Source organism: Paenibacillus thalictri (genome assembly GCF_004307995.1).
GTDB lineage: Bacteria > Bacillota > Bacilli > Paenibacillales > NBRC-103111 > Paenibacillus_AF > Paenibacillus_AF thalictri.
In genome coordinates this window covers 88,736-109,380 of sequence record NZ_SIRE01000033.1, presented here as the reverse complement: position 1 = coordinate 109,380, position 20,645 = coordinate 88,736, and the positions used below count along the sequence as shown (strand labels likewise).

The following is a 20,645-nucleotide window of genomic DNA, read 5'->3' as shown; positions in this document are numbered from 1 at the left end:
AAGAAAGAAAGAGATGGACTGAACGTCTGCTGGAAGGAACAAAGCGGCGAAGATTTCGAAAGAACCCTCACGGTTACCTGAAAAACATCGAAAATAAAGTCAGTGAGTTAATTGGTCAGCCGTAGAAAAAAAAGGCGCGCTGAAGCGCGCAGGAAACATGGTCCATTTTATATGCCGAGCAGATTTCCAACATGGAGGAGCATTCCTCCGTTAATCTGTGAAAAATTTCTTCACCACCGCGTAAGACAGCTTCGGACGCCGATAAGCGTCGACAATGCCTTTGCTGTTTTTAGTACCCGCCCTGCTTAGCAGCCAACCAGTACCTTCGGTGACCCGGCAGTCGCAGAATTGCCAGATAAACATACCGGAAATAAATGATCTGGTTGTATAAGCCGCCAAATTAGCCTCGATAATGTCAGCCTGCCTCTCCTCCGTGCCCTTGACCCGACTCGGATCGCGATAGCAGTAATATCCGTCGCCGCCAAACTCGCTCATGATCATCGGCTTGCCAGCGCCGCCCGCCGCATCCGCCCAAGCCCGGGCAAGATCGCACAGCTCGCCCGGATCTTCGTCGCCATACCACCCGGGGTACAGATTAAACGAAACGATGTCCGCCAGATCGAAGCAAAGCTCCTTGTCCCTGTGATGGGAAGCAAACGTAATCGGCCTTGTGGAATCAAGCGCCTTAATTTGCTCGATCTGCGTCTTATAATGCGTTCGCCCCTCATCTGTATCACTGGCGCATTCGTTTAGGATACCCCAGATAACGATCGACGGATGGTTGCAGTGCTGATCTACCATTTCACGATTGACCTGCTCGCATTGAGATGCAAAATACGGGTTGCGCATCTGCTCCAAGCTTAGTCCTCGGGCGTGATTTTCCTCCCAAACAAAAATCCCCCTTTCGTCGCACAAATCCAGAAATCTTTCGTCGTTTGGGTAATGGCTCGTACGTACACTGTTCGCTCCCATATCCGCCATCAAGTCCAAATCCTTAACCATTAGCTGCAGCGGAAACGCCGCACCGACCATGGGATGATCCTCATGCCGGTTAAAGCCCCTTAGCACGATATCTTCACCGTTAATCTGAATTTTCCCGCCACTCGTCGTTACGATACGAAAGCCCACCCGTTCTATCAGGTCATCCACGATACGACGGCTATTCTCGTCCCGTTCCTCTCCGGCAGACAACTGGAGGCTCAGCTCGTAGAGCTGCGGATTAGCTCCGGACCATGGAATGACCCCGGGCATCGAAAACGTTCCTGACAATTCCAGCCCGGCATCGCATCCGGACGGAAGCTCGGCAGGCGCAAAATTAAGCTGCTGCCCTGCCAGCTCCCCATGAAGTTGGATGGATAGCTTCCCCTCTGTGACATTGCGGATCACAGCTCGCACATGTGCGCTCCACACACCGTTCTCCCACAGCGGTTCAAACGCAATACGTTCAATATAAGCTTTCCCGATCTCTTCCAAGACGACGGGCCGGATCAATCCTCCATAGGTGTAATAATCATTCGGAATATGCAGGCTGGAACGCTCGTGAAATCCGTTATCGACCAGAACCGTCAGCTCGTGACTGCCAGGCTCCACGTCCTGTACGATTACCGAAAATGAGGTGTATGCGTTGTAATGCTCAGCGACCGGCTTTCCGTCAAAACATACTTTGGCCGAATGGCTGACTCCCTTGAACTCGAATCGGTATGTTGTTCTTTCAGCCGTTTCCAGCCTCTTTCGGTACATCCCGATTCCCCGAAATGTCGCCAAATCGGGATGCATCTCCCAGCAGCCCGGTACGGCCAGACGATACATATAGTTCACTGATTCAAGCGGTTCAGACTGCTCAGACAGCACTGCAAAATCCCACATGCCGTCCAATTCCTTCGTTTTTCGTATCCGATGCGTCTCGAATAAACGGATCATAGGTCGACTCCTTTTAATCCAAATTGCGGTATTGTTCCCGATACTGCGTCGGGGTCAACCCGACAGTGCCTTTAAAAATTTTATTAAAATAGGAATGCTGGTACCCAACCTGCCTTGCGACCTCACTGATTTTAAGCTGGGTACCGATAAGCAGCTCCTTCGCCTTTTCAATACGCAAAGTCATCAAAAAATCAACAAAGTTCACCCCGGTAATTTGCTTAAAGGTCCGGCTTAGCGTATACGGCGATGCCGATAACCTTTCAGCGCATTCTTCCAGTGACAAATCCTCCATATAGTGCTCCTGCAACAGCGAGGTGGCCCGCTCCATCAGCCGGTGAGACTGCTGTTTTTGGGATTTCAGATACTGCTCGAAATACGGATCCAGGATGCGCTGCTTAAACCATTTTTCCGCGGCGGCAGGCTCACGAAGTGCTATTAATTCCTCGAAATGCTGTCCTTCCATGAATAACGGATGCTCTGTAAAGCCTAATTCGATGAGTATATGCCGAACGCTGCCGAGCAGTTGGAATACCGCCTGGTGTATCATAAGCTCTTTATCTGAGTGTTCCCGAACGTCGCGCATAAACTCCCGAAAAGCAAAATGAGCTTCCTGCGCAAGCCCAAGCCTCATGGCATGCAGAAAATCTTTTTCCAATGCGAACGGATACTGCACGGCTGTTTGCGAAAGGTTTACATACTCTTCTAAGTCAATAATTTGGTAGCTCTCCTGTAAATCCCGGTATCTGACCGCCTGCTTTGCCTGCTCCAGCAAATCGGGAATTTCAGATATGTGGTCCGTTATGCGACAAACAATGACAGTCACATGTAGACCAAGCACCTTTCCCAAAGTACCGCTAAGTTCCTGGGCAAGCGTGTGCAGCTCTTTACGCATGGAATCCCGCTTCATGGTTTGCGGCAGCATATACAATAAACCTACCGAGAGATCCTGAAAATTGACGGCATGTGCAAGCGAATTTTTCCCCAAGCCTATTTCCTCGACAATATTAGCCGCCGCAAAGCTGATAAGCTGCCGATCGTCTTCCTTAAATCGACCGTTTTGATCGTCAAGACCGGACAGTTGAATAAACAGCATGGAAAACAGCTGTTCCCCCGCATTCCACCCCAACTGCTCCATCCGCCCCTTGAGATCCTGCTCATCCCAGGCATACAAATGGCCCTGTACAAGTTGAAGCAGGAACCCATCCCTGAGGGAAGGCAGAGACATTTTCAAGCGCTCCCGCAGTGTACGGCTTTCACGGTTGAGCGAACTCCACCTGCGTTCAACGAACTCGAGCTCATGCCTTACATTATCTGTTTCATCAGGTTTGTCAGTCCGTAGCAGTTGCACGAGACGACCGATCGGTCTGTATAACTTTCTGGAAACGACCCAGGCAAATAGCAATGCCGCCAGAATGCCGATCAAGCTGCATACCATAATAAGCCGCGACGTCTGCAGAACCGGCTTTGTCAGCTTAGATAACGGCGAAGCGTCGACGAACAGCCAATCGGGTTTCGTCACTTTCCCGTAAGAAACCAAGTAGCTCTCGCCATTCCATTGATAGGTGAATGCCCCATTGGCAGTATTGCGTCCAAGCACTACCTCTCCCAGCCGCTGCGTCAGTTCCTTTTCCGGAGAATCGGGGGGAACTACCCAATCTCCCGTATTTTGAATCAAAAATGAAATGTCAGATTCATCTTCCCGAATATGGCTGATCGCCTGCTGTATTTCTTTTTTGTTCATATTCAGCACAAAGGCGCCGAACGGTTTTTCCGAGTGCCACGGCAGCTTAAATATGATGGAGACCTGCGAGGCCGTCTTGTCTTGGCTGCCGACAACCGGTAGCCGATATGTAAGGAACAGCCCTTGCTTCTCATGCAAAACAGAAGTATACGATTGAAGTACATCTTCGTTTAAGTAACGGATCCCATCGGAAGCAATGATTGCTTTCTGCCCGTTCAGAAACAACTGCGCCTCTTGTATAAACATATTGGAACCGCTCACAACCAAAAGCGACTGCATCAGTTCCTGCATCCGGTCGATATGATCGATGAATTTCAGCCCATCCAACGTTTCACTGAACAACGGATTCGTCGACCAGCGGCTCATGACAAGCGCAATTTGATCGAACTGCTTATTCATCGTTTCGGAAAATTGTTCGAATTTCAGACGGTGCGATTGCAACACCTGCTTTTCAAGCTGGTGGACCCCAATCCAATAATTTGTTATGGAAATAAAAACCGAGGGGATGAATGCAATGAGCAGAATAAGGAGCAAACTTTGGCGAAAATAATCTCCCGTGTGCCCCTTTGCCTGTCGCCGTTCGAATAATAGCCGCCAATGGATCATGTAATTGCCCCCTAAGCAAGATGATACAGCACCGCACGCAGTAGGGATAAATAAGCAAAATATGCGGAGCACCTCTTCTCGTTAGAAGCAGCTCTGCCGCGCAATGCTTTTCATGTATGTCTGCATCTATATCGCCATATCATACAACAAAATCCCCCTCTACCCAAGCCAAATCTTTTTCCGCACCAGAAGCGCCCTCACGGATTGCTCCGTAAGGGCCTTCGGCTTTTGGGGCGGGATTACTTCATTCCGATTTTCGCGCGGTATGCCTCATTAAATTCGTCCAGTATTTTCATGTAATTTTTATCGACTTTCAGCTCCCCGACAAATTTGTCCCAGTCTTCCATCGAAGCTTTATTCATGATCACCTTCGTTTTCAGATCCTGAATTTTTTTCGCATAATCGGCACCGAGTTTATTGTTCGTCTCAGAAACTAGACTGGATACGGGACTTGGCACCCCAACTTCCGATGCCTTATCAATCAATTTCTTGTCGCGGGATATTTGCTCCGGAGACAATCCAACCGTAGCGACATTCGCATATTTATCAAATTTCATGAAAATGTTTTGCATGAATTGGAAGCTGGGATCGTTAGCGGCTTTTTCCGTCAATACGTAGTTGCCGTTTTCCAATTTGAAGTGTTCGTTTTCCAGCCCGTAATTAGCCAACTCATGACCTTCATCGGAGTCGCCGTAATTCATAAATTCCAACAGTTTTTTCACCTTGGCTTCAGGCACCTTCTTCGGTATGACGAACATTCCGAAATGACCGGTCCCCGTAGCGGCCATCTTGCCAAGCGTGCCGCTCATGAACGGAACCCACTGCATGTCGGGATTCGTCCCCGGATTCATGCTTTTGATGTCTTTATTGAAGTTAGGCTCCTGGTTCGGCTTGTCTGCGAATATGCCCGCCTTGCCTGCCGCAACCAGGTCTTTGGCCTGATTATGCTTGAGCAGCGCAAAATCCTGCGGAATCAAACCCTCCGAGTAAGCCTTGCGGAACCACTCCAGCATCGCCTTCATCTCCGGCTCCAAAGTAACGTCGGTCAACTTGCCGTCCTTCACCCGATACTTGCCGTTCGCGCCTGTAAACACGCTTTCTATGAAGCTGAATTGTCCCATATCGTTTGCGTTCACGTACCCCGACATGCCGACCGTATCCTTTTGCCCATCCGGGGCGTTCTCTTTGAACGCTTTCATCACTTTGTATAAATCATCGGTCGTCTCGGGCATTGTCAGGTTAAGCTTTGTCAGCCAATCGGCACGTAACAACGGCTGTGCATTCCCCTCCGTAGGCCGTACCCGCGGGATGCCGTACAGCTTGCCATCGATATTCAAGTTGTCGTAAGTGATTTTGGGAAATTTCATTAAATTCGGATATGGCTTGATCATTTCCGTCAAATCCCAGAAGGCGCCCTGCTTCGCCATGTTGCGGAAAGCCGCATTTCCGGTGTCGGTCACGAGCATAAGATCGGGCATATCCCCAGACGCCAATGTCACGTTTACCTTTTCGCTAAAATTATTCGGAGTAACCCAAGTAATATTCAGCTTGGTATTCGTCCGTTTCTCTACTTCCTTCAAAATGATATTGTCTGCGGCCGGCGGTTCCTTCTGATAAAAAATGGACAGAATGCTGATTTCCGTGGGTTTAACGTCATTTGCGGCCGGCGCCGCGCCTCTAACAGACGGCTCTTCTTTAACCGCTCCCCCTCCGCCACAGGCGGTTACCACTAGGGTGGCTGATAACAGCATGGCACTGAGCGCCACCGCTTTTTTCCCGCTTTCCTTCCTATTCATGATCGTAAATGCCTCCCTATTGAAATGTAACATATTATGATTCATTCCTTCACGGAACCGATCATGGCTCCTTTGGCAAAATGCTTTTGAAGGAATGGATACACCAGTAATATAGGAATCGTGGAAATCACAACCGCCGCCATTTTTTTCGTTTCGGTCGGCAGGTTTTGCATGCTTTGCTCCATGACGTTGCCCCCCATCGCAGTTGACGAGTCAATCAATATATTTTGCAGCAATATTTGCAGCGGCCACTTGTTGTGATCGTTTATGAACAGCACGGCGTTAAAAAACGTATTCCAATAGCCGACGGCATAAAAAAGACCAAATGCAGCGAGCGAAGGCAGCGACAGCGGCAAGATAATACGAAACCAGACGCTGATTTCGTTACACCCGTCAATCCGCGCGGCCTCATCCAAACTCGGGGAAATCGAGTCAAAAAAACCCTTCATCAGCAGCACGTACCAGCCGTTCGTCAAAACCGGAATGATCAGGGAGCCGATGTTGTTGATCATGCCAAGCTCCTTGACAACCAAATATCCGGGAATGATGCCGGGGTTAAACAAGGTGGAAAGCAAGATCAGCACGAGCATCACTTTGCGGCCCTGCAGTCGTTTGCGGGATAAGCCGTAGGATAACGTTGATGTGACCAGAAGGCTGGCTGCCGTACCGACCACGGCTAGAAATCCGCTGATTCCCGCAGCGCGTAGAAATGCTTTTGTCGCCAATATATATTCGTAAGAGGCCAGAGTCCACTGCTTTGGAAAAAGCAGGAGCCCCCCTTGCCGAAACTGCTCCGGTGTTGCAAACGAAACGACAAACACGTAATAAAACGGAAAGATGCATATGAATCCGACCAGGATCAGCACGAAGACGTTTGCTGTCTGAAACATTCGGTTCGTTGTGGAATCTCCAAGAACACGAGGCATCTTAATAAACACCCTCCTCTCCGAATTTTTTAGCCAGTTGATTGGAGACGACGACCAGAACGAGACCAATCACCGATTTAAACAAGCCGACTGCCGTGCTAAAGCTGAATTGCCCTTGTAAAATGCCCGTGCGGTACACGTACGTATCAAACACTTCCGCTACCTCGGCCACCGCTCCGTTCATCATCAAATACACCTGCTCGAAGCCGACATCCATAATGTGACCGATTCGCAGTATAAGTAAAATCATGATTACGTTACGGATGGCCGGCAGCGTAATATGCCACATTTGGCGCAGGCGTCCGGCTCCATCCATGCGGGCCGCCTCGTAGAGCTGCACATCTACTCCGGCAATGGCGGCGAGAAAGATGACTGTCCCCCAGCCCACTTCCTTCCAAATCGATTGCAAGGTTAGCAAAATCCAGAAGTACCTTGCATCTGTCAAAAAATCGATCCTCTGCAAACCGGCGTACTCGATCAAATGGTTGACGACGCCTTCAGTTTTGGACAGCATCAGAAAGCTAATCCCAACAATAATGACCCATGACAAAAAGTGAGGCAAATAAACGATCGACTGAATCGTTTTCTTAAACCATTCCAGCCGGATTTCGTTCATCAGAAGCGACAGGACGATCGGAAGCGGGAAAAAGAAGAGCAGATTGAGCACGTTGATCATCATCGTATTTCGCAGAAGCAGATAGAAATCTGGATTCGCGAAAAGTCGCTCGAAATGCTCGAAGCCGACCCATTTGCTTTGGAAAAATCCGAGATATGCCGAATAATCTTGAAAAGCAATCAGTACCCCCCACATCGGAACGTACTTAAAGATGAGAAAATAGAGGATACCGGGCAGGATGAGAAGATATAGAAAGAAGTCCCGGCTCACATTTTGTTTGAAACGGCGGATCCGGGATCTCGAACTGATGTCGGCCCATTCGTTGGCAGGTTCTTGGCGACTGGATAATGTGCGTTTCACTTCATTGTTGCTCCTTCCTCGGCTGATATCTTGCTGGGTTTGAAATACGCTAATAAAACATGTAACCGTTTGCCCGGCCGGCTGCAATAAGCTAAATATAGCCCTGCCTTTTCTTGAATGCATTAAAAAAATTTTGCGTAAGACTTGAAACGGCTTGCAAATTATTGCTTGCGGAAAGCCTCGCTTGCTGGAACAGGGCAGGATCCTAGCTCAAGTATGTTTTCAGAGGCGAAGTCCGCTTCCGGCAGTGCCGCAGAGCTTAAGCTAACCTTACATAGGCAACAATAAGGCCGCCCCCGAGCATTTATGCCCCTGAGGCGACCTTCATTAAACAACTGCTTTTCCTCGAACACTTCTTGCCATAAACCGCCGCAATAATACGTGTGTAGCTACATATCGTTAGGCTTCAAGATCAGGATCATTGCTCTATAGGCAGGCCTACAAACAACCAACTTTTGCTTCTGTCGGGCTTCACCAGAACGCCCTCTGCCGCAACCTCTACCCATCCGCCATTAACCACACCAACCGTAGTCACGCCGCGCAGAAGCAACAACCATTCACCGACAAGGCCCTCGGCTGAAACCGAGTAGCCTTCTGCTTCCCTCGATACGGTCAGCGAGAATACCGTCCGACCGTCCGCCCCGGGTACTTTCGCTGTAACGGACCCGCTTGCCAATTCAAACAGATGGAACGTTACACCCGATGTATAGTCGTAGTCGGGGCGATCCTTATGCGATCCGACAGCGATCAGGCTGCCTGGGCGAACATAAAGCGGCAAGCTGAAGTAATCGTGCCTTTCTTTGCACCAACGGCCGCCTCTGACTTTCTCCCCCGATAGGAAGTTCGTCCACGTACCCTCCGGCAGGTAAAAATGCGATTCACCGGCATCGTTCAACACGGGCGCTACGAGCAGCGATTCACCTAGCATGTACTGGCGGTCGAGATAATCACAGGCCGGGTCGCTGCCGAATTCGAGCACCATGGCCCGCATCATCGGAATGCCCTGCTCGGCTGAGGCCGATGATTGACCGTATAAATACGGCATCAAACGGCATTTGAGATTCGTAAAGAAGCGAACCACGTCAACTGCCTCTTCATCATACATCCACGGCACCCGATACGAAGAGCTGCCGTGCAGACGGCTATGGCTGGACAGCAGGCCGAAAGCGACCCAGCGCTTGTACAAATCGGCCGGAGACGTGTTCTCGAAACCGCCGATGTCGTGGCTCCAGAAGCTGAAGCCGGACAGGCCGAGCGACAACCCGCCGCGCAGGCTCTCCGCCATCGACTCGTACGTCGCTTCACAATCGCCGCCCCAGTGCACCGGAAACTGTTGACCGCCGGCCGTAGCTGAGCGCGCGAACAGCACAGCTTCGCTTACGCCGCGTTTTTCCACCAACACATCGAAGACTGCCTTGTTATAAAGCTGAGTATAGTAGTTGTGCATCTGATACGGATCGGAACCGTCATGGTAAACTACATCCGTCGGGATCCGTTCGCCGAAATCGGTCTTGAAGCAATCGACGCCCATATCGAGCAGCGCGCGCAGCTTGTCTCCGAACCACTTGGTCGCTTCGGGGTTCGTAAAGTCGAGGATGCCCATGCCGTATTGCCACAGGTCCCACTGCCAAACACTTCCATCCGGCCGCTTCAAAAAATATCCGTTCGCTACCCCTTCATCGAACAGGTCGGATCGCTGCGCGATATACGGGTTGATCCAGACGCAGATGCGCAGCCCTTTCGCCTTGAGACGGGCCAGCATGCCGGCCGGGTCCGGGAACACTTTCTCATCCCATATGAAGTCACACCAATGGTACGCTTTCATCCAGAAGCAATCGAAGTGGAACACCGAGAGCGGTAGGTTACGTTCTGCCATACCGTCCACAAAGCCGGAGACGGTCGCTTCATCGTAATTGGTCGTAAACGAAGTGGTCAGCCATAATCCAAACGACCATTGCGGGGGAAGCGACGGCTTGCCGGTGAGCGAGGTGTAATTCCCAAGCACCTCTTTAAGAGATTCCCCGCCGATTACAAAATAGTCCAGTCTCTCTCCTTCGACGCTGAACTGAACCTTCGACACTTTCTCCGAGGCGATCTCGAACGACACGAGCTCCGGATGGTTGACGAAGACCCCGTAGCCCCGGTTTGTCACATAAAACGGGATATTTTTATAGGCTTGCTCCGAGGCGGTGCCGCCGTCCTGATTCCAGATATCGACGACCTGGCCGTTCTTTACGAACGGGGTAAACCGCTCGCCGAGTCCGTATACCGTCTCGCCGATCCCGAGATCGAGCTGCTCGCGGAAATGATGCACGCCATTGGCGCCCTTCACATAAGAGGTCGCCCGATGACCGCTGCCGGTCAGCTTTCTTCCTTTATAGGCGTATAGAATCGACAAGCCTTGCTGCTTCGTAATCGTCACGGAGGTCTCTCCGCTCGTCAGGATGACTTTCTCCTCAGAATCCTCGATGGAGATTGCAGCACTGCCGCTCACCCTGAGCGGAAAGGAAGAAGGTCCCTTGCGAAGCGATCCTTTGTGATGATAATAAACAGCCCTGATCACATCGGGCAGCGGCGAAGAAAACTCTAACGTAAGCAAGGGATCGTTCAAAGTCTGTCCGCGGTGATCAATATGCTTCAGTGCGGCGTACACCACCACTTTATCCGGGTGCACATCGACACCATGAACCTCATAAGGGCTCATTAGCGTATAACCTGGGCGGGTCATCCAATAACCGTCTGTAAATTTCAAAGTCATTTCCTCCCTCGTATTGCAACAAATGTGTATCAACATTATCATAATATCAGCATGATCGAATTCAATTCTTGCATGATATCGCTTTTTTTTAGCACAATTCTGATATATAGAGGTGTGCCTATGAACAAATTCAGCTTGAGAGAGAAACATGTCCACGGCACCGCCGAGCTTCCAGTCGGCTTCTACCGAATGGAAGGGATAACGAGCCCTACGGTGCTGGACGTGCACTGGCATGATGAAGCAGAATTCCTCTGGGTGGAAGAAGGGAGTGCGACGTTCATGGTGGACGGCTCTTTGTACGATCTGGCGGAAGGGGACTGTGTGTACATTCCTCCAGGCGAACTTCACGGCGGCTTTTCCTTGAACGACTCGACCTGCACCTACCAAGCCGCCGTCTTCGATCTGGCGTGGCTGGCGAGCGCAAATGACGAGATAACGCAACGAATCCTGACTCCCTTGCATAAGCAGGAGCTTATTCTCCAAATGCCTCTCTCGTCCCATAATCGATTCGGAAGGCGCATCTTAGCTCGGCTCCGCCGCTTGTATCGGCTCGGTCGACATACACAGGACGCCGCCAGAGCTTGGAGAGTGAAGGCCGAACTCTATTTGATCCTGGCCGAATTTATTTCGGATGGACATTTTACCAAATGTGTCTCGGACGGAAGCTCGCACTCGCGGAGCATGGAACGCTTCAAACCTGTTCTCGTCCATATTGAGAACCATTATATGAAAAAAATAAAAGTATATGAGCTCGCCGCAATCGCCAATATGAGCGAAGGTCATTTCTGTCGAGCATTCAAGGTACAGATGCGCCAGACCCCCGTGGAATACCTCAACCATTACCGTATTCAGAGAGCCGCTTCTCTTCTGCAGCACACCACCGCTTCCATTGTGGAGATCGCCGCAGAGGCCGGTTTCGAGCATCTCAGCTATTTTATCAAAAAGTTCCGGGATCGTTACGGCTGTACGCCGGCCCAATATCGGAAGCATGCAAGGTAGGCCATTGTAAAGATGCTGTCAAAACTGTTCATGCTGAATATTTTGAAACACGCGATATGTTCGGCTGGCGCATTCAGAAATCCCGATGAGATAAAACCCATTTATTTCCAAATATATCTTTAAGGGGGCAGTTCAATTGCTCGGCAGTTGTTGATTATCCGCACCCACGATGTTCAGCTCTACCATTCTTTTGTCTCTGCGATTTGTCCGCTTCATCGGGTCAATGTAACGGAACAGTTCTTCTCCCATCGGCTGGTTTTGCCTAACTTGGCTGGGCGCACTGAAAAGAGGGAATTGCTCACCCTGAGCAATTCCCTCTTTTTACTGCTTACACCACCAGCAAAAATCATTGATCGGCTGTGTATTCGGACGTAGATATACCGTCACTCAGCGTCCAGTTTAAACCAGCTACTAGCATAATCGCCGTCGATCTGCGGCAGATTCAACCCGAGGTGCATAAGCCTGTCTCCGCGGTAGCTGGTGCCAAGCTGGCTGACGCGATAATCGAAGCCCTCATTCAGACCGCGGAGCTGCAACCTCCGCAGCGGAGCGTTAGGCTCCGCCATCACCCGGAAATAGAACACAACCGCTTGCTTCTTATCGTCCGAAACAAACATCCAAGCCGTTTCATTTCCGATAAACGGACTTTTTAACCGGTACAAATCGCCGCTCTGAATAAGTCCGCGAAGCTCTTTATAATCGCTCACTTGCTGTTTCATGACCGCTTTCTCTTCCTCAGATAGCTTTGTCAGGTCCAGCTCGTATCCGAAGTTGCCGGACATCGCCACGTCGCCCCTGGTCGTCAGCGGCGTGACGCGGCCCACCTGATGATTCGGTACGGCGGAAACATGCGACCCCATCGCGCTGACCGGGTAGACGATACTGGTTCCGTATTGGATTTTGAGCCTTTCGACTGCGTCCGTATCGTCGCTTGTCCACGTCTGCGGCATATAGTAGAGCATGCCTGGATCGAACCGGCCGCCGCCGCCGGAGCAGCTCTCGAAAAGGATATGCGGAAATGATCCGCCCAGCTTCTCCAACAGTTCGTACAGTCCCAACATATACCGGTGCGCTACTTCGGATTGGCGTTCCGCCGGCAGCGCCGCGGAACCAATCTCTGTCATATTACGGTTCATATCCCATTTGACATAGGTGACGGGGACGGTTCGAAAGATGTCGCTAAGCGCGTCAAAAATATACTCCCTGACATCTTGTCTGGAATAGTCGAGAATGAGCTGGCACCGTCCTTCCGTTCTGCGCCGTTCCGGCACGTGCAGACACCAATCCGGGTGAAGGCGGTACAGTTCGCTCTCAGGTGATATCATCTCCGGCTCAAACCATAAACCGAACTGAAGCCCCAGCTTATTTACACGCGCAGCCAAATCTTCCAGGCCGTTCGGCAGCTTGTTGCGGTCGACCGTCCAATCTCCAAGAGAAGTCGTATCGTTATCGCGTTTGCCGAACCAGCCGTCATCAAGCACAAACAGCTCAATCCCAAGCTCAGCGGCTTCGCCTGCGATCGCTTCAATTTTGTCAGCGTTGAAATCAAAATATGTCGCTTCCCAGTTATTCACCAGAATCGGCCGTTCCTTATCGCGATGACCCCCGCGGCACAGCCTTGTACGGTACAGCTTATGGTACGTTCTCGACATGCCTCCCAAACCTTCGGACGAATAAACAAGCACCGCTTCCGGCGTTTGGAATGACTCTCCCGGCCCCAGCAGCCAAGCGAAATCAAACGGATTGATGCCGATCGACACCCGCACGGTAGCGAACTGATCCACTTCGGCTTGTGCAGCGAAATTCCCGCTATATACGAGACTGAAACCAAACACATCCCCCTGCTCTTCGCCTGCGTCCGGCCGGAGCAAAGCGATGAACGGATTGGCCTGATGGCTGCTGGAGCCGCGGCGGCTCTCGATTTTTGTAGTGCCCCCCCTAGTGAGAGGGCTTCTTTGCACGTGCCTTTCCCTCACCCAAGCGCCTGTTAAAACCAAACTGTCGTACTCGGCATCGGCAAAGTCGACGCTTGCACTCAAGGCGCTGCGCAGATTCAGCGCTTGCTGCCCTTTATTGACAAAACGTACGGATCGTGTAATGGCACTGAACGCTTCAAAAACCGTGTAGCTGATCATGACCAGCAAGCCGGAATATGCGTCGGTTAGCTCCAGCTCCAGTGTCATCGCTTCCTGTTCCGACTCGGCATACACAGCCGGCAGCCCATCCAGAGCAGGCTTGCCCCTGACGATTCGGTGCGTTCTATATAACAGCTCCGTAATCCGGCTCCCATCCTGCAGTTGTACCTGATAAGCCGGATGGCGGAAATCGCTAGTTCCATACTGCGGATATTCCTGCGGCAATGTATCAAGCGAGATCCTCCTGTCGTCCGGCACCGGATTAGGGCTGAACGAGCAGCGCTCCTGCAGCATCACCATATCGTCTAAGTTCCCATCCTGGTCCAGTCTCTTTCCCCAATATGCATGGGACGGATATCCGTTCACCAGTTGAATGATGTAACTCATATCCTTAGACTGCAGGTGGAATAGCTGCTTATTTTCGTTGTAATAGATATTCATAGTGCTTCTCCCCCCATAATTGACGCCGGACTCCGATTGGGAAATGCGCCTTATTTACTGAAGCGAATAGTTCCGACACCTGTCATTCCTTCACAGCAATTTCGGAAATGTAAAATTCAAATTCCAAATCCTGATGTGACGGGATCAAATATTCATCATGCACAGGCGCGCCCCAGCTGTCGTCTCCGCCTACTCCCATTTGTCTGCCCGCCACGGTTATAACCGTATAACGCACCTCCGGCAGCTCCCAATGATGATTAGCCTGCTCCAGCTCAAAAGCGGAATAAGGAGATACATTGCACTCCACCGGAGCAAGCGGATCTGCTTTGATCATCAGCCCTAGTCCATTCGCATCGGTTATTTTCACGCTTCGGACGCCGGTGCGGTTGCCCGATTCCTGCGGAACGAGATAACGCGACGGCAATTGCTCAACCGGGCTGCTGAAAATACCTAAGCGCGCCCCGTAAGCGCGGTCGATATAGTTTTCTTCAGGCCCCATCGCATACCATTCGGATTGGTTATATTCAGACGCCATCTTGAAAGATAAAGCAACGATAGGCAGATTCGGAAGCCCCTCGGCTCCTTTGTAGGTGGTATGTACACGAACGGATCCATCCGCATACACCGTGTAAGCCGTTCTAACACGTAGCTCGGAATGGATGCTGAACGTGTACTCAAAGGAGACGGTTGCCGTTTCCGGCGTTTGCTGTAGTTCGACTTTGGCACATTTTCTCGCTAAACTCGCAGCGTACCAAGCGCCTGCGGTGAAACCAAACGACGTCCCTTTATCATTATCGGTGGTGGCTCTCCAAAATAACGGTGCCGGTGGTACGGCGATCATTTCGCGACCGCTGTATTGGATGGATACCAGCGATCCGACCTGCTTGGAAAATAGAATGGAAAAGTCCTTGCCCATAACGCCGATATTCACATCGCCTTCGACCACTTTAAGAGCTCCGGATGGCAAAGTGCGGCCGGCTAAAGCCTGGATTGCCACAATTTTTTGGCCAAAAGCGATCTCAAATCCAGCCTCGGCCCACGGAAGCGCCTCTTTAAGCTTCAGCGAAGCTTGCAGACAATACTCACCGGGCACCTCTTCCATAGGAGGCAGTTCGATCGGGACGCTAATACGGTTTTGCGCTTCTACGTCGACATTTGTTTGCCATAACCCGATCTGCTTGCCATCACGATACAGGCTGTACTCCAGTACAAGATGGCCCGATCCTGTAAACAGGCTTTCATTGACGATGTTGATATGCGTACGGGCCGGCTCCAGCTTATAATTCTGATAGAGGAATTTAACTTCCTGCATTTTCGGCGTGACTTGCCGATCCGCATAGACAAGGCCATTGCCGCAGAAGCTATAATCGGACGGGCGATCCTGGAAATCGCCGCCGTAAGCTAAATATTCGCGGCCGAAACGGTCTTTTTTCACCAACGCTTGGTCGATATAGTCCCAAATAAAGCCGCCTTGATACATCGGGTACTTGTTTTCCAGTTCCGTATATTTATGCAGGCCGCCGACTGAGTTGCCCATGGCATGCATGTATTCACAACTGATATACGGTTTTGCCGGCTGGCTTTGGAGATAAGCTTCTATATCCGCGGGCTTTGCATACATTCTGCTCTCCATGTCGCTGGTCGCATCATATTTGCGGTTATGGAATACGCCTTCGTAATGGACAAGCCGGCTCGGGTCGGTTTCGCGGAAATAGTTGGACACGTTCAAAATGACCTGTCCCGCATAAGACTCGTTGCCGCACGACCAGATCAAGATCGAAGGATGGTTCTTATCCCGCTCCAACATCGAACGCGCACGGTCAAGCACGATGTCCTGCCACTGCGGGTCGTTGCCCGGGATATTCCAGGAAGGCTCGACGGCGCCCATTTTTTGCCAGGATCCGTGCGTTTCCAAATTCATCTCATCGATGACGTAGACCCCATATTTGTCGCACAACTCGTACCACAACGTTTGGTTCGGATAATGCGAGGTGCGGACGGCGTTGATGTTACTGCGCTTCAGCGTCTGAATATCCCACAGCATGTCCTGCTTTGTGATCGCTCTCCCGCTGCGGCAGTTGAACTCGTGGCGGTTAACGCCCTTAAACAAGATCCGTTTGCCGTTTAAGCACATCAGCTTGTCCTTCATCTCAAAACGGCGGAAGCCGACCTTTTGCACGATCGCTTCGACCAGTTCCCCATGCTCATCCACAATCGAAATACATAACGAATACAAATACGGGCTTTCGGCGCTCCACAGCTGCACACGGCCTGCTTCAGCCATCACTTCCAGCCTGCCGTTTTGGAATTCGCTCTTTCCCGTAAGGCACGTCCTGCCCGCGGCGTCTTTTAATTCCAGCAGCGCATGAACGGGAGCGGACGGATTGGCCCACAGCGCCAAATCCACCTTCAAGGTGCCGTTTTCATAGCGGTCATCCAGTTCGGCTTTGACGTGTAAATCCCAAACATGGTGCTTCGGAACCGTAAATAAATACACATCGCGGAAAATGCCGGAGAAGCGCCAAAAATCTTGATCCTCCAGCCAGCTCCCGGTGCTGCGCTGATAAACCTCGACAGCCAGCTTGTTCACTCCGTCGCGGATATACGGTGTCAAATCGAATTCGGAAGGCGTGAAGCTGTCCTCGCTGTAGCCTACAAATTCACCGTTCAGCCAAACGTAAAAAGCCGATTCGACGCCTTGAAAAGAAATATAAACAGGCTTGCCCTGCATATGGGCTGGCAGATCAAAATGCTTCACATAACTGCCCACCGGATTATGCTCCTGGGAAATGTGCGGAGGACGAAGATCGGCCAGCCCGTCCCATGGATACATCGTGTTTACATACTGTGCCTGGCCCCAGCCTTGAAGCTGAATATGGCCCGGAACTTGAATATGCTCCCAAGCGGCACAATTGTAATCCATCTCGTAAAACGCGGCAATCCGGCTTGCCGGATTAACCGCATAGCTGAACTGCCAGCTGCCGTTCAAGCTGTGGCGCATGTCCATCGGCAATCCGGCCGTGGCCGACGCCAACGAGCTATAATAACGGTGGTCTGAGTGAGCATCCAGCCTGTTCACTCTAAAAACGCTGACATCTTGAAGCCAATCCAGATTTGGTTTCGTATGACCCATTTGATTCGTCTCCTCAACATCCATATTTTGCATCTTACTCTATTTTACAGATCCGACCATACCCGCGACAAATTGTTTTTGCATGAGGAAGAAAACCAGTGCAGTCGGCAGCGTGGAAATAACGATAGCTGTCATAATCACACCGAAATCCGGCGAATAACTGGAACCCAAGTTCGAAACTAATAGCGGAATTGTTCTTTTATCCGGTGTCTGCAGTACAATCAGCGGCCACAAGTAGTTGTTCCAGCTGGACATAAATGTAATAATCGCCCCGGCGGCGAAAGTTGTTTTCATCGTTGGCACGTAGATGCGGAAAAACAAGCCAAGCTCGGTTAAGCCGTCCATGCGTCCGGCCTCCAGCAGCTCCTTCGGGAACATTTTCGTGCTTTGGCGGAAAAAGAAAATGAGAAACGCAGTCGTAAAGGTTGGGAGCACGACCGCCACGATCGTATTGACGCCAAACACGGGAGCCGTTCGCGACAGCTTGGAAAACATTTGATAAAGCGGCACCATCAGCGCCGCAAATGGAATCATCATCGACAGCAGCAAAATGTTGAACACCATATCTTTCGCTTTGCTGCGGAAAACTTCGAATCCGTAACCGGCCAGCGAAGCTATCAGCAGCGCCAGCACTGTTGTCGATAAAGCGATTTTGAGTGAATTGCCGAAAGCTTGGAACAGGTTGACCGAGTCCACCAGCTTGTTGAAGTTTTGCACAAAATGGCTGCCTGGCAGCATTCTCCCCTGGGTGACGTCCACGGAAAGATTCGTCGAGCTGATGATCATCCAAATAAACGGGAATATGGAAATGATCGCCACAAAGGTCAAAAACACATAGATGGAAATCTTTTTTAACTTGCCCATTATTTATTCTCACCTGCCAGTTTAATTTGAAGGACGGACAGCACGATGATCATGACCACAATCGAATAGGAGACGGTAGCGGCATAACCAAAGTCGGGAGAGTATTTGAACGAAAGATTATAGATGTATTGTGAAATCGAAAGGGTTGCATTGCCTGGTCCGCCTTTTGTAATATTAACGATTTCGTCAAACAGCTGCAGCGTTCCGATTGTCGAAGTAATCGAAGTAAACAAAATGATCGGCTTCAATAATGGCACCGTAATGCTGAAAAATTGCCGGACCGCGGAAGCGCCGTCGAGGCGAGCAGCTTCATAGATCGAGCTGTCGATGTTTTGCAGCGACGACAAATAAAAAATCATATTATAACCGGTCCAGCGCCAAGTAATCGCAATAATGATGGTTACCTTTGCCCAGAACGGATCGGAAATCCATTGAATCGGTTGCGCGAGAATATGCAGCTTCAGCAGCGCCAGATTGATCAGACCGTCATTGCCAAACAAATATTTAAACACAACTGAATAAGCGACAAGCGAGGTGATGCAGGGCAAAAAAATCGCCGTGCGGAAAAACCCTTTGAACCGCAGATTGCTGTCGTTAAGCAGCACAGAGATGATCATCGCCAGCAGAATCATGATAGGCACTTGAATGATCAAGTAGATAAACGTATTTTTAACCGCGGTAAAAAACGTCTTATCGCTAAACAGCCGTTTGTAATTGTCGACTCCATTGTAGTGCAGGTTTGCTCCGGCTCCGGTCTTAAAGGAGAGCAGCAAGGCTTGAATCATCGGATAAAAATAAAAGATACAGATCAAGATTACGGCAAGCGCAATAAACAGCCATCCCGTCAACTTTGCTCTGTTTTTCATTGTGTAGTTCAAGGCTACCAAACCTTCCTTGTAGAAAAATGGAAACGCCGACCTCCGCCATGCGCAATTCGGCAAAACGGAGGTCAGCGTCGATCGGAAATGTAACGGGTTACTTAATTTGCGACTCCGCTTGAGACTGCGCGTCACCCAACACTTTATCCAAATCCGTACCCTTCAAATAGCTCTGCGCTCCGACTTTGAGAATATCTTCGATCTCATACGTGTGCATGCCATAGTTGACCTTTGGAATTTGCGTGGTCCAGGTTGCAAAATCAGAGCTGATCTTTTGGCCACCGAAGAAATCGTCCGCTTTCGTATACGCGTCGCCCGAAGCTGCAGGCTTATAGGTGCCGATCACTCCGACATTGGTCAGCATTTTTTGATACAAATCTACATTAGAGCCAAGCGTTTTTCCGAGGAAATCCGCGGCAAGCTCTTTACCGGGGCTATTCAGCACATACCAGGAGCTTCCGCCAAGGTTCGAAGCGTTGACCGAGCCGGCTGTGTTTTTCAGTTTAGGGAACGGAACGACGGCCCATTTGCCGGATTGATCAGCTTGCGCTTTAACTGAAGGCGTGATCCAGTTGCCTGTCGGCACGGTTGCGACAGCGCCGCTGTTAAAGCCGGCCAGGAAAGAGTTCCAGTCGGAAGTAATCTTCACGATATTGGCGGACATTAACGATTTGTAAGTTTGGAAAGCGTCCTTCAGCGCTGCATTGTCTTTCAAATCCGGCGTAGCGCCGTCGCTTTTCAAATACCAGGAGCCTGCCGACTGAATCATCATGCGAATTAAACCCAGGTCGTTCGGATCCTGTGTCAGCATATCTTTGCCGGTTTTTGCTTTTACCACTTTACCGATCTCAATAAATTTGTCCCAATCGAGGTTCTTCAGATCGTCGGCTTTATAGCCGGCTTGCTGCAAGTAGTCGGTGCGGACATACAATCCCGTTACGCCGGAATCGAATGGAAGACCGTACTGTTTACCGTTTAGACTGGTTGATCCGATTTTGTAATCGGCAAAATCAGACGCTTTAATGGAAGACGACAGATCTTGAAAAGAATCGGGATACGCTTTCAAAAAGCTTTGCGCGCGGTAATCTTCGATCAATACGACGTTAGGCAAACCCGAGGTCGTGCCGGAATTAAGTCCGGTGTTTAGCTTCTGGATGATGTCGTCCTGGGCGTATTCCACGATGTTGATTTTCACATCAGGATGATCCTTTACGTACGCCTCTTCCGCTAGCTTCATCGCTGCGATATTGAAGTTTTTGTCCCATGCCCAAACTGTAATTTCCTTGGCGCTGGCCGGCGCTTGATCCGCAGGTTTCGCTGAATTCGATGTGTTGCCGGAGTTGCTCGAGCATGCCGATAGCAGTAAAAAACTCGACAGCAGAACTGCTGAAAGTTTCTTTTTCATGTTGCTCCCCCTGTTTGTTGGAATTATGAAAATGATTACAAAGTAATCATAACATCGTTCAAAAACG

The 20,645-nt window shown here is 50.4% G+C and carries 12 protein-coding genes; 1 reads left to right on the top strand and 11 read right to left on the bottom strand.

What is annotated here, in order from left to right:
* Positions 1-210: 210 nt before the first annotated feature.
* From EYB31_RS34090 to yicI, 6 genes are all read right to left on the bottom strand, one after another.
* Positions 211-1,920 carry a glycoside hydrolase family 2 protein gene (locus tag EYB31_RS34090; RefSeq protein ID WP_131018054.1) on the bottom strand — a complete coding sequence of 570 codons (1,710 nt, stop codon included), beginning with the start codon at positions 1,918-1,920 and terminating at the stop codon, positions 211-213.
* A 13-nt stretch (positions 1,921-1,933) separates the two neighbouring features.
* On the bottom strand, positions 1,934-4,267 hold the full coding sequence (locus EYB31_RS34085) for an AraC family transcriptional regulator (RefSeq protein WP_131018053.1): 2,334 nt from the start codon (positions 4,265-4,267) through the stop codon (positions 1,934-1,936).
* A gap of 239 nt (positions 4,268-4,506) precedes the next feature.
* A complete protein-coding gene (locus EYB31_RS34080; protein WP_165452764.1) occupies positions 4,507-6,063 on the bottom strand; it encodes an extracellular solute-binding protein in 1,557 nt (518 codons plus the stop codon).
* Between the two features lie 41 nt (positions 6,064-6,104).
* Positions 6,105-6,953 carry a carbohydrate ABC transporter permease gene (locus tag EYB31_RS34075; RefSeq protein WP_240763153.1) on the bottom strand — a complete coding sequence of 283 codons (849 nt, stop codon included), beginning with the start codon at positions 6,951-6,953 and terminating at the stop codon, positions 6,105-6,107.
* Between the two features lie 37 nt (positions 6,954-6,990).
* Entirely contained in the window at positions 6,991-7,965 is a 975-nt protein-coding gene (locus EYB31_RS34070; RefSeq protein WP_240763152.1) for an ABC transporter permease, read from the bottom strand.
* 418 nt (positions 7,966-8,383) lie between these two features.
* Positions 8,384-10,717: an alpha-xylosidase gene (yicI, locus tag EYB31_RS34065; RefSeq protein WP_131018049.1), complete on the bottom strand. Its 2,334-nt coding sequence runs from the start codon at positions 10,715-10,717 to the stop codon at positions 8,384-8,386.
* Between the two features lie 126 nt (positions 10,718-10,843).
* On the opposite strand from yicI, the gene EYB31_RS34060 reads away from it, so the two are divergent.
* Positions 10,844-11,722: an AraC family transcriptional regulator gene (locus tag EYB31_RS34060; RefSeq protein WP_165452763.1), complete on the top strand. Its 879-nt coding sequence runs from the start codon at positions 10,844-10,846 to the stop codon at positions 11,720-11,722.
* A gap of 383 nt (positions 11,723-12,105) precedes the next feature.
* Here EYB31_RS34060 and EYB31_RS34055 read toward each other — a convergent pair whose 3' ends face one another.
* The 5 genes from EYB31_RS34055 to EYB31_RS34035 all read right to left on the bottom strand — a co-directional run bounded on the left by EYB31_RS34055 (position 12,106) and on the right by EYB31_RS34035 (position 20,578).
* Positions 12,106-14,298, bottom strand: a complete 2,193-nt coding sequence (locus tag EYB31_RS34055; RefSeq protein ID WP_131018047.1) for an alpha-galactosidase — start codon at positions 14,296-14,298, stop codon at positions 12,106-12,108.
* Between the two features lie 82 nt (positions 14,299-14,380).
* A complete protein-coding gene (gene lacZ, locus EYB31_RS34050) occupies positions 14,381-17,431 on the bottom strand; it encodes a beta-galactosidase, LacZ type (protein WP_131018046.1) in 3,051 nt (1,016 codons plus the stop codon).
* A 39-nt stretch (positions 17,432-17,470) separates the two neighbouring features.
* A complete protein-coding gene (locus EYB31_RS34045; protein ID WP_131018045.1) occupies positions 17,471-18,295 on the bottom strand; it encodes a carbohydrate ABC transporter permease in 825 nt (274 codons plus the stop codon).
* A complete protein-coding gene (locus EYB31_RS34040; protein WP_131018044.1) occupies positions 18,295-19,161 on the bottom strand; it encodes a carbohydrate ABC transporter permease in 867 nt (288 codons plus the stop codon). The genes EYB31_RS34045 and EYB31_RS34040 overlap by 1 nt, the downstream gene beginning before the upstream one ends.
* A gap of 109 nt (positions 19,162-19,270) precedes the next feature.
* Entirely contained in the window at positions 19,271-20,578 is a 1,308-nt protein-coding gene (locus EYB31_RS34035; RefSeq protein ID WP_131018043.1) for an ABC transporter substrate-binding protein, read from the bottom strand.
* Positions 20,579-20,645 lie beyond the last annotated feature (67 nt).

Bases quoted from the DNA above. Each gene is read 5' to 3' on its own strand.
- EYB31_RS34090 (WP_131018054.1), bottom strand. From the start codon at position 1,920: ATGATCCGTTTATTCGAGACGCATCGGATACGAAAAACGAAGGAATTG.
- EYB31_RS34085 (WP_131018053.1), bottom strand. From the start codon at position 4,267: ATGATCCATTGGCGGCTATTATTCGAACGGCGACAGGCAAAGGGGCAC.
- EYB31_RS34080 (WP_165452764.1), bottom strand. From the start codon at position 6,063: ATGAATAGGAAGGAAAGCGGGAAAAAAGCGGTGGCGCTCAGTGCCATG.
- EYB31_RS34075 (WP_240763153.1), bottom strand. From the start codon at position 6,953: ATGTTTCAGACAGCAAACGTCTTCGTGCTGATCCTGGTCGGATTCATA.
- EYB31_RS34060 (WP_165452763.1), top strand. From the start codon at position 10,844: ATGAACAAATTCAGCTTGAGAGAGAAACATGTCCACGGCACCGCCGAG.
- EYB31_RS34055 (WP_131018047.1), bottom strand. From the start codon at position 14,298: ATGAATATCTATTACAACGAAAATAAGCAGCTATTCCACCTGCAGTCT.
- lacZ (WP_131018046.1), bottom strand. From the start codon at position 17,431: ATGGGTCATACGAAACCAAATCTGGATTGGCTTCAAGATGTCAGCGTT.
- EYB31_RS34045 (WP_131018045.1), bottom strand. From the start codon at position 18,295: ATGGGCAAGTTAAAAAAGATTTCCATCTATGTGTTTTTGACCTTTGTG.
- EYB31_RS34040 (WP_131018044.1), bottom strand. From the start codon at position 19,161: ATGAAAAACAGAGCAAAGTTGACGGGATGGCTGTTTATTGCGCTTGCC.
- EYB31_RS34035 (WP_131018043.1), bottom strand. From the start codon at position 20,578: ATGAAAAAGAAACTTTCAGCAGTTCTGCTGTCGAGTTTTTTACTGCTA.